A 16,413-nucleotide genomic window follows, 5' to 3' on the forward strand; every position below is an offset into this window, starting at 1 on the left:
TTCAGGGCTTCAGCACGACCTTGACGCAGGAATCCCGCTTGTCTCGGAACAGCTGGTACATCTCGGGACCTTGGTTGAGCGGCACGGTGTGGGTGATGACGAAGGACGGATCGATCTCGCCCTCCTCGATGCGACGGAGTAAATCGTCGGTCCAGCGGTTGACGTGGGTCTGGCCGGTCCGCATCGTCAGCCCCTTGTTCATGAAGGCGCCCATCGGCAGCATGTCGGAAAAACCGCTGTAGACGCCGGGTACCGAGATGATGCCGCCGGGCCGGCAGACATAGATCATCTCGCGCAGCACGTGCGGCCGGTCGCTCTCCAGCATCACGATCTGCTTGGCGCGATCGAGCACGGTGTCGGGCAGGGAGGCCATCACATGCGCTTCCATGCCGACGCAGTCGATGCATTTTTCCGGACCCTTGCCGTCAGTGAGCTCCTTCAGCCGTTCCAGCACGCTCTCGGTCTCAAAATTGATCGTGGTGGCGCCGGCTGCCTCGGCCATGCTCAGCCGTTCCGGCAGGCAGTCGATCGCAATGACCTGATTGGCGCCTAGCAGCATCGCGCTCCGGATGGCCATCTGGCCCACGGGCCCGCAGCCCCAGATCGCAACCGTGTCGGTCGGCACGATGTCGCATTGCACGGCTGCCTGCCAGCCGGTCGGGAAGATATCGCTGAGAAACAGCAGCTGCTCATCAGGGATGCCGGCGGGAACCTTGATGTGAGTGGCGTCGGCGAAGGGAACGCGCAGATACTCGGCTTGGCCGCCAGGATAGCCGCCGGTCAGATGGGTGTAGCCGAACAGGCCGGCGGTCGCATGTCCGAACGCCTTGTCGGCGAGATGGCGCTTGCGATTGGTGGTCTCGCAGACCGAGAAATTACCGCGCTTGCACTGCTCGCATTCCCCGCAAATGATCGTGAAGGGAACGACGATGCGATCGCCCTTCTTCAGCTTGCCGTCGACGCCGGCGCCGACCTCGACCACTTCGCCCATGGTCTCATGGCCCATGATGTCGCCCGGCATCATCCCGGGGATGTAGTTGTGAAAGAGGTGGAGATCTGAGCCGCAGATCGCGCAGCTGGTGACCTTGATGATCGCATCGCGCGGATCCTGGATTTCAGGGTCGGTGACCGTGTCGCACCTGATGTCCTCCTTGCCGTGCCAAACCAGCGCCTTCATGTCCGTGCTCCGCCTGAATCGTGCTCCGCCTGAGCTACGAGGCATCTAAGTCCAGGATGGAACGATGGTTGCTATCGGGCGCGCAAATTCTGTAACCGGCTGGCTTGCGTGCCGATAGGAACGAGGGGGTGGCGGAGCGATTGGGCGTCATCACCTCAACCTCAAGGACATCCGCCCATGCCCGCCAACCAACTCGCCGTCGCCACCGGGGCCTCCACCGGTATCGGCCTGGAACTCGCCAGATGCTGTGCTGAAGACGGCTTCGACCTCGTCATTGCCGCGAACGAGCCGGCTATCCAGCAGGCCGCCACCGAACTCCGCAACAGCGGTGCCAGCGTGGAGGCGGTCGAGGCCGATCTCGCCACGACGGAAGGCGTCGACAAGCTCTGCGCCGCGGTCGGCGACCGTCCGATCGACGCGCTCTTGGCCAACGCCGGCGTCGGCCTCGGCAAAGCGTTCCTTGATCAGGATTTCACGCGCGTCAGGCGCGTCATCGATACCAATCTCACCGGTACCCTCTATTTGATCCATCGCGCCGGCAACGAGATGCTGCGACGAGGTTCCGGGCGCATCCTGATCACCGGCTCGATCGCCGGCTTCATGCCCGGCAGCTTTCAGGCCGTCTACAACGGCACCAAGGCGTTCCTCGATTCTTTCTCTTTCGCATTGCGCGAGGAACTGCGTGACAGCGGCATTACCGTCACCTGCCTGATGCCCGGTGCGACCGAGACCGAATTCTTCCGGCGCGCCGACATGATGGATACCAAGGTCGGCACCGAGGAGAAGGACGACGCGCATGAGGTCGCGAAAGCAGGCTTCGACGCGATGCTGCGCGGCGAGTCCGATATCGTCACCGGCATGAAGAACAAGATTCAGACGACGGTCGCCAATGTCACGCCGAACGAGATGCTGGCGCGGCAGCATCGCAAGATGGCCGAGCCAGGCACGGCAAAGCAGTAGGAAGGAAGGCTGGTGCGTGCGGCGGGAAGGCTGCACGCGCCGGGAACAGGTTAGATGTCAGCGCGTACCGATGCGTTGATGTCGTGGGCAGAAACCGGAAAAAATGCGCCACGTCCATCGGTCCCTGTTGTGTCCGGTTGTCACCCGGCGGTGCCGGGGTTAACGCCATCAGGCGGTTTTGGTTCGATGTCTTGGGCTACAACACCTTGCGCTGCCCGTCGGGCAAAACACGCAAGGCGTGGGGCAATATCCGTCGGCAAATATATTCCGCTTTACCGAAATTCGGAAATGGCGTATGTGTCGTCGCAACCCGGCCCATGGAAGAGGGGCGTATCGCGATCGTCACGACGCGGGCCGGACGGCGGTGGGCGTGGGTCACATCGGCGCGATCAGGCTTTGCAGGGCGGGCAACCGTGAGCGAAACCATCGCGCAAACGACCGGTGTGGTTCCTGCGTACGGCAAAATCGTGTGGTCCTGGCGCCCGGAGCCTGTGCGCCAAGGCTCGTGGTGAGGTGCGATGTCCAACCGGACGTGCACCTCAGTCATCTGCGAGACGACGGGGGCAATAGTGCATCGCTCCCCGGGGAGATCACGACATAAGCCGTCAAACCACTGCGCAGGGAAGGCCGGATGTTGCGGCTTCACCTGTATGCCGCTGTGCAGCCTCTTGTAGCGCAGACTATCGCACAGTGGACCGCGGGTGCCAGTCGGGCACCCGGCCTTCCCTGCACCCTCTTTCATTGAGGGTTAAGGCGATGAAACAAAGCTCGGGCGCGCTGCGCCGCGAGAACGCGAACGCGAGTCCTGAGTGTGGGGTGGATTGGCGAAGGTAGGAACCGCATGGGGCCCTCTCGGGTTGGGCCGATCACACCCATCTTCGCAAGGAGCCAGCATGGCGGAACCGGACGTTCGCAAGGGGATGCCGCCCGTCAAGCTGTCGCGTGAGGAGTTCGAAAGCCGTTACAGGAGCCGGTTCGTCGATCCTGTCTTTGCTCCGCTTGAGCGGGAGCTCGATGCGATCGTCGGCGCTGCCTGGGATGCTTACAGCCATTCGCGCAAAGCGCCGGTGACTCGTAAGGCTGGCCCTGGCTTTGCTGATGCCGACTATGATCTCGCCGTCGACTGGCTGGCGGCGCGTGACGCGATCCTGAAGGCGCAGCGCCGACACGACGACGCCAGCGCTGTGCCGCGTATCCTCGTCATCAACGGCTCGGCGCGCAGCGAGCATACCTGTCCCGGCGAGATGTCAAAGACCTGGCGCATGGTCAAGCTCGCGGAGCCTGTCTTTATCGAGATGGGCTTTGCTGTCGACATCCTGGATCTGTCCCGTCTGACATCGGAGTTCGGCAAGTCCATTCATCCCTGCAAGTCCTGCGTCTCCACCGCGATGCCGTTGTGCCACTGGCCCTGCAGCTGCTATCCAAATTATTCGCTGGGTCAGACCGACGACTGGATGAACGAGATCTATCCGCTCTGGGTCGCGGCCCACGGCATCCTGATCGTGACGCCGGTGAACTGGTATCATGCGCCGGGCGGCCTCAAGGCGATGATGGATCGCCTGGTCTGCGCCGATGGCGGTAACCCCGACCCGACATCGACGCACGGCAAGAAGGCCGTCGAGGCCAAGGCCATCGAGCTGAAGGGCTGGCCCTATCCGCGCCATCTCGCCGGCCGTCATTTCGGGCTCATCGTTCACGGCGACAGTGTCGGTGCCGAGGGCGTGCGCCGAACATTATCGGATTGGCTGACCGACATGCACCTGATCTCCGCGGGCCGCTTCGGCGAGCTCGACGGCTATGTTGGCTACATGGAGCAATATGCCACCTCGCATCACGAGCTGGATGAAGACCATGCGTTTCAGCGGGAGGTTTTGAATGCGGCACGTGCGCTCGGCAATGCCGTCCGGCTTGCGCGGAACGGGCAGTTTGGAGAGCCGGGCGCCGGTCTTGAAGACCCGAACCCCAAATAAAAGTTGGAGAGGACGGATGCTCGAAGAGAAACTCAAGGAATCCATCATCGGCGAACTCAAGCGTCAGGCGGCCAACCGGCCGCACGCGCTGAAGGTCGAGGGGTCTTCGGAGGAACTGGTCGTCAATGGAAAGATCGACCTTGCCGAGCTTGTCATGGTGATCGCAGGCTCCGTTGCCGGCGGGCCCTGACGCTAGAGCAGCGCCTTCAGCTTCAGTGCGTCGGCAGGCGCGGCGCTCTTCTGGTCATTGTCGAAATAGACGTAGACATCGCAGCCTTGCCGCTTCCAGGATTTGATGCGGCGCGCCCATTGCGCCAGCATCGGCCCGGTATAGTGGCCGTGATAGCGTCCGCTCGGGCCGTGGCCGCGCACATAGACGAAATCTGCCGTGCGCTTCCAGGGTGCGGGCGCATCGTGGTGGTCCGACAGGCAGAGCGACATGTTTTCGTCAGCCAGCATTCGCAGGATGCGGGGCTGATACCAGCTCGGGTGACGAAATTCGAAGCTGTAGCGGCGTTTCCGCGACAACAGCTTGAAGAAGGAGCCGAGCCTGTCGGCGTTCGCTTCGAACTGCGGTGGCAGTTGAAAAAGGATCGGTCCTGCCTTGCCGCGCAGCAATGACATGCGGTCTTCCAGCAGCTCCAGACTGTTTTGCGAGCGATCGGTCAGGCGCTTCCAATGCGTGATGAATTTGGACGCCTTCCAGGCGAACACGAAGTCACGGCCGGTCTGTTCGCGCCAGGCTTCGACCGCCTCGGGTGTCGGCGTTCGGTAGAATACTCCATTCAGCTCCGTGGTCGCGAACTGGCTGGCGTAGTAACGCAGCTGCTGCTTCAGCGGCAGGCCGTCCGGAAAGAACGGACCCCGCCAGGAATCGTAGTGCCAGCCGGACGTGCCAACCAAAACCTGCGCCATCGCGCTGCCTTATCATTTGTTAGGGAGCGGCATCCTTTTTCGGAGAATCTGTCGAAGTCGCCAACAAATCGAAGCTCTCCCTGGCGGTATAGGTGACAGCCTCGATCTTGTTGCCGTCAGGATCACGGACGAATGCGCCGAAATAATTCGCGTTGTAGTTCGCCCGTATTCCGGGTGCGCCTTCGTCGGCTCCGCCCTGGGCGAGGGCGATCTGGTGGAAGCGCCTGACGGTGTCCCGGTCGGGCGCTTGAAAGGCGATGTGCACTCCATTGCCTGCAGATGCCGGGTGGCCGTCGATCGGCGTTTCGAGGCTGAAGGCGATGTCGGAGGCGCCATAGTGAACTGCCGTCGGCGAGACCTTGATGAGGCGAAAGCCGATCAGCCGCATGAGCGGGTCGTAAAATGCCTTCGCGCGGCCAACGTCGTTTGTGCCTACCGAGACGTGATGGATCATCTTGATCCTCCTTGATCTTCAAGGCACGAATCAGCGTGTTGGTTCCGTTTTCGATTTGACGCGAGCGCTGATCACCGGTTCGGTGCTGGCTCACCGAGCGATCAAGTCGACTGTTGCCGTCCAGGCCTTACGATAAGCATCGAGGCCGGACATCGGAATCGGAGCGACAGGGGCCGGCTCCGCCATCCGGTAAGAAGGGGGCCATTGCGCAAGCATTGCCGCCCCGCGTGCCGTGCCTGAGGCGTCCTCCGCCGCAAAGACATGCTGCGACGGGCGCAGCGTACCGAGCGTCTGACAGAAGAGAAGATTGCGAGCGAAAGTTCCTTCGATGATGAGGTCCCCGATGGCCGCTCCCATGCGTGTCAGCATCAGATCGCTGACGAGCGCGCAATATAGCGTCGCAAGTGCGGCCCGATCCTGCGCTGCGACTTCACCGCGGACCACGCCCGCGGTCGTCGCATAAGGTCCGCCCTGGCCGGAGAAGCAGGGCAGGGCCATCGCGCCGGAGGCGATGACGCGCTCGATCGTGTCGATGTCCGCGTTGCCGCCGCTCTCCGCGATGACGGCGTATTCGCGTCCACCCATGAAGCGTCCGCAGGCGATCGGGCGGCCCAGCGCGTCGACATTGGCGAGCGTGTCGTCGCGAGGATCGAGCTGATCGAGCGAAAGACCCACGCTCATCAGGATGACCCAGGTTCCGGTCGACAGCACGGTGAACGGCGCCTGGCGTGAGACGAGGTAGGGCAGAAGTGAAGCGTTGGAATCGTGGATACCGCAAAAGATCGGCGTGTCAGACGCGAGCCCGCATGCGGCGGCGATTTCGGGTTTGATCGGACCGAGAGGATCAAAGGCGCGGCGCATCGGCGGCAGCAGACGGTCGATGCCAAGAGCTCTGACGAGGCTCGAAACCTGCCCTCGCCGCGGCGCCCAGAGATCCGTATGAGCACCGATCGTGGTGACTTCGGAGATGGCGACGCCGCTCAGGCGCCAGGCCCAATATTGTGGATAGCCGACGAAATGCCTCGCCTTGGCGAAGAGGTCCGGACAGCGCCATTTCTGGTAGGCGAGCTGGCGGCCGAGATTGAGGCCGGCCGGCAGCTTCGGCGAAAGAGTCTCCGAAAAGGGCGGGCGCAGGGCGGCATAGTCGGCCTCGATCGCGTCCATGTCAGTGAATTCGTAGTCCATGACCGGCGCGGCGAGTTCGCCCTCGCCGATCAAAGCGCCGGCAGCGCCATGCGCGGTCGGAACAATCGCATTGATCTGATGTGTGCTTGCGGCTTCACGAAGCGCATCGAGGAAGAAGCTCCATGCACTCTCGACGTCTTCGTGCGGATATGGCGGCCCCGACCGAATGCGATTGGGCGCCGACTTTTCCCAGAGCAGCCGGCCGCGATCGAACAAGACAAGCTTGATGTTGGTCTTGCCGATGTCGAGGACTGCGACCGTCTGGCTCATCGTCAACTCAAGGCGGGTGGAGCATCTCGGCAACCAGCCTCGCCCGACCGCGCTCGGCGGCCGGGCGAGGCGTTCAGATCAGAAATCGAAGTCCTTGATGTTCTGCTTGGTGAAGATGAAGGGCGAGCCAAGCAGGATCTCGCTGCCATTGACCACGTTCAGCTTGCCGAGCTTGCCCGCTTCGACGGAGGTCGCGCCCGGCTTCAGGCTGCCGTCGACCACGGCGCGCACCACATAGGTCGCGGCATAGCCGAGATCGACCGGATTCCACAGCACGACCGACTTGACGCAGTCCGCATTGACATACGGCTTCATCGCGTTGGGCGTGGCGAGACCGACCACCGCGACCTTGCCGCAGAGCTTGGCCTTGGTGACGGCTTCCGCGGAGGCGGGCGTTGCGACCGAAGTCATGCCGAACAGGCCCGCCAGCTTGTCGCCATGCTTGTTGATCAGCGTCGTCGCCTGGTTGAAGGACAGGTTGTTGTCCTCCTGCGCCTCGACCGTTTCCAGCCATGTCAGCTTGGGATGGCACTTTTGCGCATAGGCCCACATTTCGGCGATCCAGCGTGCCTGGTTCGGCGTTGTGAAAGTCGAGGTGACGATCGCAAAGCTCTTGTCCTCGCCGGCCTCCTTGGCCATCGAATCGATCATCGCCTTGGCGATGCCGTTGAATTCAGCCTGATTGACGAACCATTCGCGTGCATCGGGCGTCGAATTGGCGTCATAGCCGACGACGTGGATGCCCTTCGACAGCGCCTTCTTCAGCACCGGCGCGATCGCCACCGGATCGTTGGCAGCGAAGAGAATGCCGTCGACGCCGCTGGTGATGTAATTGTCGATGAACTTGATCTGCTCGTCGATCTTGGCCTCGGTCGGGCCGTCGGTCTTCACCGTGACATTGCCGAGCGCCTTGGCGGCATCCTGCATGCCTTTCGATGTCGCATTGAAATAGCCGATGCCGATCAGCTTCGGCACGTCGACCAGCGTGATCGGTTTGCCGGCCTTGTCGGCCGCATTTGTCGGCTTGCCACCATCATAAGGTTTGGCCGCGGGCGCGGCATTGGCTTCGCCAGCCGAACAGGCGAGCGGATTGACCGGCAGGTCATCCGCGCCGTCCCATCTCTTGTCCGCGGCCGAGGCCGTTCCGGCCAGCAGCGTCGCGCCGAGGAATGCAGCAGCTAATCCGAGCTTCATCTTGTTTTCCTCCCATTTTGATGCCGCTTTTTGCGGCTAGACACGCCGTCAAACGCCCTCGCGTCTCCGCTGGAGCGAACTCGCCACAAGAGTTGAAAGGATGAGGACCGTGCCGATGACGACGATCGTCGCGTCGCCCTTGACGCCGGTCAGGGCCAGGCCGTTTTTCAACAGCTGGATCATCGCGAGGCCCACCACGGTACCCCAGATGGTGCCAATGCCGCCGAATATGCTGGTGCCGCCGAGCACGACCGCCGCGATCACGTCCAGCTCATAGCCGATCCCCATGTCCGAGCGGGTCGTGGTCACGCGGGAGACGAGAACGCACGCGGAAAGGCCGGCCATCAAACCCGATAGAGTGTAGATGATCAGCTTGACGCGATCGACCGGCAACCCGGAAAAGCGCGCCGCAGTCTCATTGTTGCCGATCGCATAGAGCGTCCGGCCGAACGTTGTGCGGTCAAGAACGATTGCCGTCACCACGATTGCAATCAGCAAGAGCCAGAGCTGCGCCGGCACGCCGAAGAGATTTTCCTGTCCGATGAAGTAGAACCATTCCGGGTAGCCGCGCACCGAACGCGCCTGGCTGATCCCCTCGGCGAGGCCGCGGTAGAGGGCGAGGGTCGCAATGGTCATGATCAGCGGCGGCACTTTCACTCTGGTGATGACGATTCCGTTGAGGAACCCCGCCACGGCGCCGATGAACAGCGAGAAGCCGATCGCCAGCGGCAGGGGAAAGCCGAATACCTTCCAGGAGTAGCCGAGCAGGATCGCGCAGAGCCCGACGATCGAGCCCACCGACAGATCGATGCCGCCGGTAATGATGATGAAGGTCATCGGCAGCGCGATGAGCCCGACCTCGGTCGTCAGCCTGCCCTGGTTGAGAAGATTGTCGAGAGTGAGGAAGCGGCTGTTCATGCCCCCGAGCCCGATCAGCGCGACGAGCAAGATCACCGCGAGCATGGTCTCGTGGCGCAGCAGCCACCAGGGCATGACGCGCTTGGCGGCTTGGGGGAGGGGGATCTCGCTCATGGCGCTCATGCTCCGGCCATGCGCCGGCGCCGCAGAATGTCGGCGATCACGGTCACGAGGATGAGAACGCCCTGCACCGCGCGAATCCAGTAGGGCGAGACGTCGATGAAGACCAGGGCGCTGGCAATCTCGGCGATCAGGACGGCCGCAAGGGTCGAACCGACGACTGTGCCGACGCCGCCAAGAATGCTGACGCCTCCGACGACGGATGCAGTGATGATCGTTAGCTCGAGATTGGGCGGCACGGTCGACTGGATGACGCGCAGTTGCGTCGCGTACAGCAGGGCGGCAGCTCCGGCGAACAAGCCATGCAGTGCGAAGACCATCACGATCGTCCGCGGCTGCGAAATGCCACACAGCCGCGCCGCTTCGGCGTTGCCGCCAACGGCGTAGATCGCGCGGCCCGAGGCCGAATAGCGCATCCATAGCGCGGCCAGGATCGTCACCGCGATCATGAGAAAGACCGGAAACGGCAGCATGCCGAAGAGCTCGATATCGGCGAGATGGAAGCTATCGGGCAGGTCGGTGATCCATTTGCCTCCGGTGACGCTGATCAGGCCGCCCTTGAGGATCGACAGCATGCCGAGCGTCACCACGATCGCGGGAATGCGCAGATAGGCGATGATGACGCCCTGCAAGGCCATCACCGCGACGCCGGCAACGAGTGCTGCCAGCCAGGCGACCACGATCGGCGCGCCGTTCACGGCGAGCGTGCCGCTGATCGTCGCCAGGACGCCGATCAGCGCGCCGACGGAAATATCGATGTTGCCAGATACGATCACCATCGACATGCCGACTGCGGCGACAGCGATATAGGCGTTGCCTAGCAGCACGTCGGAAAGGTTGCGTGCCGCCAGAAAGCGCGGATTGTAAAGGCCGACCGCGATGGCAAGGCCGATCACCGCGATCGCGAGCAAGGCCTCCTGCGAGGCGAGCACCTTCAGCCGCCGCCGCGGATTAACCTCGGCGCTGACCAGGGTGACCGCCGTCATGCCGCTTTCTCCGCGTTTTCATGGCTGCCCATCATCGCTGCGCCGACCGACTCCTGCGTCGCTTCTTCGCGCGGGAATTCGGCAACGATACGGCCTTCGCGCATCACGAGCACGCGGTCGCTCATGCCGAGCACCTCCGGCAGCTCGCTCGAAATCATCAGGATGGCGAGGCCCTGGGCCGCAAGTTCGCCCATCAATCGATGGATCTCCGCCTTGGCGCCGACGTCGATGCCGCGCGTGGGCTCGTCGAGGATCAACAGCTTCGGCCCATTGGCGAGCCATTTGCCGAGCACGATCTTCTGTTGATTGCCACCGGAGAGCTTGCCCGCGACCTGCTCGAGCGAGCTCGTCTTGACGGCAAAGCGCTTGACGCCATCGCCGGCGAGCTTGCGCTCGGCGCCGCGATCGATGAAGCCGCCGAACGCGACCTTGCCCAGCGCGGCGAGGCTGAAGTTCTCGCGCACCGTCATCGGCCGCACCAGGCCTTGCGTGCCGCGATCCTCGGGAACGTAGGCGATCCCCAGCGACCGCGCCTGGCCCGGTGAGCGAATGTCGGCTTGCCGTCCGTCGATCCGGATCTCGCCGCCATCGGCCGGCGTGACGCCAAAAATGGTTTGTGCGAGCTCGCTGCGACCGGAGCCGACGAGGCCGGCCAGGCCGACGATCTCGCCGGCCCGCACCGTGAGCGAGACGCTCCTCGTCAGCGGCCGTCGTTCGAGGCCCTTCACCTCCAGCACCGGCTTTCCGATCGGAACCGTGACCTTCGGGAACAGGCTTTCGATCCTGCGGCCGACCATCAATTGCACGAGCTCGGCTGTGTCCGTGTCCGCGACGCGCCTGGTTGCGACATGTGCGCCATCGCGCAGCACGGTGACCCGATCGGCGATTGCGAAAATCTCGTCGAGCCGATGGCTAATATAGACCACAGCGACACCGCGGCCTTTGAGCTTGCGCACGATGTCGAACAGGCGCGTCACGTCGTACTCGGTCAGAGCCGCGGTCGGCTCGTCCATAATCAGGATGCGCGCGTCCTGCGACAGCGCGCGCAGAATCTCGACGCGCTGGCGATTGCCGACACTGAGGGAGCCGACGACACGGTCGGCTTGCAGATCATGAATCTCGAGTGAGGCGAGCAGGGCATTGGTCTTCTCGTGCATCGCCCGCCAGTCGATCCGGCCAAGGCCCGCGCGCGGCGCGTGACCCATGAAGATATTCTCGGCGACCGTAAGCTCCGGGAACAGCAACAGCTCTTGATAGATCGTGGCAATGCCGGCGCGCCTGGCATCGTCCGGCCGCGCAAGGTCGACCGGCCTGCCATCCACGAGCACCTCGCCGCGGTCGGGCGGGAATACGCCGGAGATGATCTTGATCAGCGTCGACTTGCCAGCGCCGTTCTCGCCGAGCAAGGCGTGGACCTCGCCCCTGGCGGCCTCGAACGAGACGCCGGACAGGGCCCGCACGCCTGGAAAAGACTTTTCGATCGCACGCACCGACAGGAGCGGTGCGGTTGGAGCTTCACGATGCGGGTCCGTTGTCATGGTCACGCCGCCGCAGTGGTTTGAGCGCTCGCATCGACGATTACGACGCGGACACCGTGTCCGCGCAGCATGTCGAGTGCGTCGTTTGGCGCGTCGGAATCGGTGATCAGCGTGTCGATGCGCGAGAGCGTGCAGACGACAAGGCTGCCGCGCGAGACGAACTTCGAGCAATCTGCGAGCACGATCAGCTTGTCGGCACGTTTCAACAGTTTCGATTCGGCGCGGGCGAGCAGGGGATCGCCCTCGATCACGCCGAGCGGTCCGATCGAGATCGCACTCATGAACATTCGTGTCGCCGAATAATGCTGGATCGCGTCCTCGTCGAAGGGCGAGACGATCATGCCCTGCTCACGGTAGACCTCGCCGCCCGGCAAGGCGACGCGGCATTTCGACGTGTGGATCAGTGCGTCGGCGAGCAGATAGGAATTAGTCAAGACCTTCAGGCGGCGCTCGCGCAGATACTCGCCCATCTGATAGGTGGTCGTGCCGCCATTGATGATGATGGTGTCGCCATCGGCGCAGAGGGCGACGGCCGCTTTCGCGATGGCGCGCTTGGCATCGATGTTGAGCGTCTGGCTGACGTCGAAGGAGCGGGTGGCAAGAGAGAGGACGTCGCTGGGTGCGCTGACGGTGTCCGGCAGCGCTTCTAACCCGCCGTGCACCCTGATCGCGACGCCTTGCTCGGCGAGCCTGGCGAAATCGCGCCGTATGGAGGCCTCGGAGACTCCGGTCGCGCGACAAGCGTCGGCGATGCGCACGAGCGACCGCTCGCGCAACAATGCCTTGATGACCTGCCAGCGTTCCCGCTCGTGCACGTCGCCCTCCCTTTTACTCGTAAATAGGTCACGCTCTCGCCCGGTGGTCAACTGCAAACCGTCATGTTCGCTCAATATCGCGCTGCATCAATCATATTGCGTCGCGGCTCTGAGTGCCGGTGATTGACCTTGATTGAATCCCTGGCCTAAGCTGCTCGAAGATCAAGCACAGGGAGGATGCGTCATGAGCGAGGTTGCGGCCACGCCCCTGCCAAATCTTTGGGACGACGCGTTCGCTGCCGGGCTCGATGAAGCCGGTCAACTGCTGTACCGCTCGAACCTGCTCGGGGCCGATCTACGCATCACCAATTTCGGCGGCGGCAACACCTCGGCCAAGATCGAGATGAAGGATCCGCTGACGCGCGAGAGCGTGCGCGTGCTCTGGGTCAAAGGCTCCGGCGGCGACATCGGCTCGATGAAGCGCGACGGCTTTTCGACGCTGTATCTCGACAAGCTGGAGGGTCTGAAAGGCCTCTATCGCGGCCTCGCTCATGAGGACGAGATGGTCGCCATGTTCAATCACTGCACCTTCGATCTCAATCCGCGCGCGACGTCGATCGATACGCCCTTGCACGCCTTCGTGCCGCACCGGCACGTCGATCATGTCCATGCTGATGCGGTCATCGCCATTGCCGCCTCTGAAGACGCCGAGCGTCTCACCCGCGAGGTGTTCGGCGGCAAGCTCGGCTTCCTGCCGTGGCAGCGGCCCGGCTTCGATCTCGGCTTGAAGCTCGGCGAGATGGCTGTGCGCCATCCCGACTACGTAGGCGTGGTTCTCGGCGGGCACGGGCTCTTTACCTGGGCCGAGACGTCGAAGGCCTGTTACGAGATGACCTTGCGCGTGATTCAGCAGGCCGCCGATTGGCTCGCCGCACACGAGCAGAAGCCGGCTTTCGGCGGCGCCAAGGTCCAGACGGCCGCACCGGACAGGCGCCGGGCGATCGCGGCGAGGCTGATGCCGCTGATCCGTGGCAAGATCTCCGCGGATGAGCGCAAGATCGGCCATTTCACCGATGCGCCGGAGGTGCTGGAATTCGTCAACTCCAGCGCGCTGACGAAGCTGGCGCCGCTCGGCACCTCCTGTCCGGATCATTTTCTTCGCACCAAGATCCGCCCCTTGCTGCTGCCCTATGATCCCGCCCGCGACAATCTCGGTGAGGTGATCGCCGGCCTTGACGAGGTCCTCGCAGCTTACAGGCGCGACTACACCGCCTATTACGAGCGCTGCAAACGTCCTGACTCGCCGGCCATGCGCGATCCCAACGCGGTGGTGTATCTCGTGCCGGGTGTAGGCATGTTCACCTTTGCCAAGGACAAGGCGACGGCGCGCGTTGCGGCCGAGTTTTACGTCAACGCGATCAACGTCATGCGCGGCGCCTCCGGCGTCAGCGCCTATGTCGGCCTTGCCGAACAGGAAGCTTTCAACATCGAATACTGGCTGCTGGAGGAGGCCAAGCTCCAGCGCATGCCCAAGCCGAAATCGCTCGCCGGGCGGATCGCCTATGTGACCGGCGGTGCCGGCGGCATTGGCGGGGCAACCGCGGAGCGGCTGCTCGGCGACGGCGCTTGCCTCATCATTGCGGATATCGACGAGAGCGCGCTGAACGAGCGTGTTACGGCGATCACGAAGCGCCATGGCCGCGATGCGGCGATCGGCGTGAAACTCGATGTGACCGACGAGGCGGCGGTCGTCGCCTCGTTCGAAGAGGCCGCGCGCGCCTTTGGCGGCGTCGATATCGTCGTCTCGAATGCGGGAATCGCCTCGGCCTCACCTGTCGAGGATACGAGTCTTGGGCTATGGCAGAAGAACATGGACATTCTCGCCACAGGTTATTTCCTGGTTTCGCGCGAGGCCTTCCGGCTGATGCAGCGCCAGAACATCGGCGGCGCCATCATCTTCGTGGCCTCGAAGAACGGCCTTGCCGCATCGGCCGGCGCCTCGGCCTATTGCGCCGCCAAGGCGTCGGAGATCCATCTCGCCCGCTGCCTGGCGCTGGAAGGCGCCGCGCATGGCATCCGCGTCAACACGGTCAACCCGGACGCGGTGCTGCGCGGCTCGAAGATCTGGGAGGGCGAATGGCGCCAGCAACGCGCGGCGTCCAACAAGGTTGCGGAGGACCAACTTGAGGAAGTCTACCGCCAGCGCTCGATGCTCAAACTGTCGGTCTTCCCCGAGGACATCGCCGAGGGCGTCTACTTCTTCGCGTCCGACCTTTCGGCAAAGTCGACCGGCAACATTCTCAATATTGATGCCGGCAACGCCCAGGCCTTCACGCGATGAGCGCCCCGTTCTCGATCAGCGCGGATTTCATCGCCGAGCACAATGCGCGGCTCGAACGCGCGATCAGCGAAGACTATGACGCCCTGAAGCGCGCGCTGGCGCGGCACGGGATCGATGCGGACGTTCTGGTGCAGAAGGTCATGGCCTTCGGCGTCGCTATTCCGACCTGGGGCGTCGGCACTGGGGGGACGCGATTTGCCCGCTTTCCGGGGCCGGGTGAGCCGCGCAATGTCGTCGAGAAAATCGACGATTGCGCCGTGATCCAGCAATTGGCGCGGGCAACTCCGACGATCTCGCCGCACTTTCCGTGGGACAAGGTTGACGACTATGCCGCCCTGTACGAACAGGCCGCGGGTCACGGTCTGGCCTTCGACGCGGTGAACTCGAACACCTTCCAGGATCAGCCGGGCCAGGAGCTTTCGTACAAATTCGGCTCGCTCTCGCATACCGATTCGCGGGTGCGCGCGCAGGCCGTCGCCCACAACGTCGAATGTATCGAGATCGGCCGTAAGCTCGGCTCGAAGGCGCTGACCGTCTGGATCGCCGACGGCTCGAACTTTGCCGGTCAGTCCAATCTGACCAAGGCGCTCGACCGCTACATCGACGCGATGCATGAGATCGTCGCGGCACTGCCCGCCGACTGGCGGGTGTTCCTCGAGCACAAGCTTTACGAGCCGGCGTTCTATTCGACCGTAATTTCGGACTGGGGCACGAGTCTTGCGGTCGCGCAGGAGCTCGGGCCCAAGGCGCATTGCCTTGTCGATCTTGGCCATCATGCGCCGAACGTTAATATCGAGCAGGTCGTGGCTCGGCTCGTTCGCTTCGGGAAGCTCGCCGGCTTTCACTTCAATGATTCAAAATATGGCGATGACGATCTCGACAGCGGCTCGGTCGAGCCGTTCCGGCTGTTTCTTGTTTTCAACGAGCTGATCGACGCCGAGCGTCGCAAAGTGGAAGGCTTCGCGCCCGCTTATATGATCGATCAGTCGCACAATGTGACCGATCCGATCGAGAGCCTGATGCAATCGGCAATCGAGTTGCAGCGCGCCTATGCACAGGCTCTGATCGTCGATCGCGCCGCCCTTGAAGCGGCGCAGGAGGCGAACGATGCGCTCGGCGCGCATCTCGAATTGAAACGTGCCTTCACCACCGATGTCTCGCCGCTCCTTGCTGTCGCCCGCATGCGGGCCGGCGGGGCTATCGCACCAATTGCCGCCTATCGCGCGTCCAGGTACCGGGCGAGAAAGGCGAGCGAACGTCCCAGCGCTGGCGGAACTTCGGCAGGCATCGTCTAGGAAGGTGATCTCTCGATTTCAGGAAGGCCAAGCGCGGCTTGGCGGGAGGGATCATTCCAAGCCGGAGTTCGGCAGGGATTCGCCCCCTGCCGCCACGTTTCTTGCACTTGGGCGGGAGCGTGCGCCGCCCTGGTCTTTTCGAGTGCTTCGCCGGCTGAGATCCTGCGCCGCTACACGCGTCGCATCGGACCTCTGTTTTGGGCGCCTTCATGCGTCGGTCCAATCTGGCTGGGTGCTAACTCGCAACCCGAATTTCGCTGAGGCGAACACGCGATGAGAACGAGAGTTCAGCCGCCATCCCATCTCTAAAGACCGACATTGCCAATGCAACGAAT

14 protein-coding genes are annotated in these 16,413 nt (G+C 63.2%); 5 read left to right on the plus strand and 9 right to left on the minus strand.

Annotation, left to right across the window (positions count from 1 at the left end):
* Nucleotide 1: 1 nt before the first annotated feature.
* Nucleotides 2-1,177 carry a zinc-dependent alcohol dehydrogenase gene (locus HYH07_RS13240; protein ID WP_220002902.1) on the minus strand — a complete coding sequence of 392 codons (1,176 nt, stop codon included), beginning with the start codon at nucleotides 1,175-1,177 and terminating at the stop codon, nucleotides 2-4.
* A gap of 177 nt (nucleotides 1,178-1,354) precedes the next feature.
* Between HYH07_RS13240 and HYH07_RS13245 the strand changes: the two genes are divergently transcribed.
* The 3 genes from HYH07_RS13245 (at nucleotide 1,355) to HYH07_RS13255 (ending at nucleotide 4,297) form a co-directional block, all read left to right on the plus strand.
* Complete coding sequence (locus HYH07_RS13245) at nucleotides 1,355-2,137, plus strand: SDR family oxidoreductase (protein WP_220002903.1); 783 nt, start codon at nucleotides 1,355-1,357, stop codon at nucleotides 2,135-2,137.
* Nucleotides 2,138-3,030: 893 nt separating this feature from the next.
* On the plus strand, nucleotides 3,031-4,107 hold the full coding sequence (locus HYH07_RS13250; protein ID WP_220002904.1) for a flavodoxin family protein: 1,077 nt from the start codon (nucleotides 3,031-3,033) through the stop codon (nucleotides 4,105-4,107).
* A 16-nt stretch (nucleotides 4,108-4,123) separates the two neighbouring features.
* Nucleotides 4,124-4,297 (plus strand): hypothetical protein, encoded by a 174-nt coding sequence (locus HYH07_RS13255; protein WP_220002905.1) that lies wholly within the window; start codon nucleotides 4,124-4,126, stop codon nucleotides 4,295-4,297.
* A 2-nt stretch (nucleotides 4,298-4,299) separates the two neighbouring features.
* Here the strand turns inward: HYH07_RS13255 and HYH07_RS13260 are convergent, their stop codons facing one another.
* The 8 genes from HYH07_RS13260 to HYH07_RS13295 all read right to left on the minus strand — a co-directional run bounded on the left by HYH07_RS13260 (nucleotide 4,300) and on the right by HYH07_RS13295 (nucleotide 12,502).
* Entirely contained in the window at nucleotides 4,300-5,022 is a 723-nt protein-coding gene (locus HYH07_RS13260) for a DUF72 domain-containing protein (RefSeq protein WP_220002906.1), read from the minus strand.
* Nucleotides 5,023-5,041: 19 nt separating this feature from the next.
* Nucleotides 5,042-5,476: a VOC family protein gene (locus tag HYH07_RS13265; protein WP_220002907.1), complete on the minus strand. Its 435-nt coding sequence runs from the start codon at nucleotides 5,474-5,476 to the stop codon at nucleotides 5,042-5,044.
* A gap of 90 nt (nucleotides 5,477-5,566) precedes the next feature.
* Entirely contained in the window at nucleotides 5,567-6,931 is a 1,365-nt protein-coding gene (locus tag HYH07_RS13270; RefSeq protein ID WP_220002908.1) for an FGGY-family carbohydrate kinase, read from the minus strand.
* Between the two features lie 78 nt (nucleotides 6,932-7,009).
* On the minus strand, nucleotides 7,010-8,125 hold the full coding sequence (locus tag HYH07_RS13275; protein WP_220002909.1) for a substrate-binding domain-containing protein: 1,116 nt from the start codon (nucleotides 8,123-8,125) through the stop codon (nucleotides 7,010-7,012).
* Between the two features lie 48 nt (nucleotides 8,126-8,173).
* Entirely contained in the window at nucleotides 8,174-9,166 is a 993-nt protein-coding gene (locus tag HYH07_RS13280; RefSeq protein ID WP_220002910.1) for an ABC transporter permease, read from the minus strand.
* The gene (locus HYH07_RS13285; protein WP_220002911.1) at nucleotides 9,163-10,149 is read right to left on the minus strand and encodes an ABC transporter permease; all 987 of its coding nucleotides are present in this window, start codon (nucleotides 10,147-10,149) and stop codon (nucleotides 9,163-9,165) included. Before HYH07_RS13285 ends, HYH07_RS13280 begins: the two co-directional genes overlap by 4 nt.
* Nucleotides 10,146-11,687 (minus strand): sugar ABC transporter ATP-binding protein, encoded by a 1,542-nt coding sequence (locus HYH07_RS13290; protein ID WP_220002912.1) that lies wholly within the window; start codon nucleotides 11,685-11,687, stop codon nucleotides 10,146-10,148. The genes HYH07_RS13285 and HYH07_RS13290 overlap by 4 nt, the downstream gene beginning before the upstream one ends.
* 2 nt (nucleotides 11,688-11,689) lie before the next feature.
* Nucleotides 11,690-12,502 carry a DeoR/GlpR family DNA-binding transcription regulator gene (locus HYH07_RS13295; RefSeq protein WP_220002913.1) on the minus strand — a complete coding sequence of 271 codons (813 nt, stop codon included), beginning with the start codon at nucleotides 12,500-12,502 and terminating at the stop codon, nucleotides 11,690-11,692.
* 184 nt (nucleotides 12,503-12,686) lie between these two features.
* Here HYH07_RS13295 and HYH07_RS13300 point away from each other — a divergent pair, with 184 nt between their 5' ends.
* The gene (locus tag HYH07_RS13300; RefSeq protein ID WP_220002914.1) at nucleotides 12,687-14,783 is read left to right on the plus strand and encodes a bifunctional rhamnulose-1-phosphate aldolase/short-chain dehydrogenase; all 2,097 of its coding nucleotides are present in this window, start codon (nucleotides 12,687-12,689) and stop codon (nucleotides 14,781-14,783) included.
* Nucleotides 14,780-16,078, plus strand: coding sequence for an L-rhamnose catabolism isomerase (gene rhaI, locus HYH07_RS13305; RefSeq protein ID WP_220002915.1), 1,299 nt, complete (start codon nucleotides 14,780-14,782; stop codon nucleotides 16,076-16,078). Before HYH07_RS13300 ends, rhaI begins: the two co-directional genes overlap by 4 nt.
* The last annotated feature ends 335 nt before the right edge of the window (nucleotides 16,079-16,413 follow it).

The sequence above is a fragment of the Bradyrhizobium sp. BR 10261 genome, assembly GCF_019455395.1.
Taxonomy (GTDB): domain Bacteria; phylum Pseudomonadota; class Alphaproteobacteria; order Rhizobiales; family Xanthobacteraceae; genus Bradyrhizobium; species Bradyrhizobium manausense.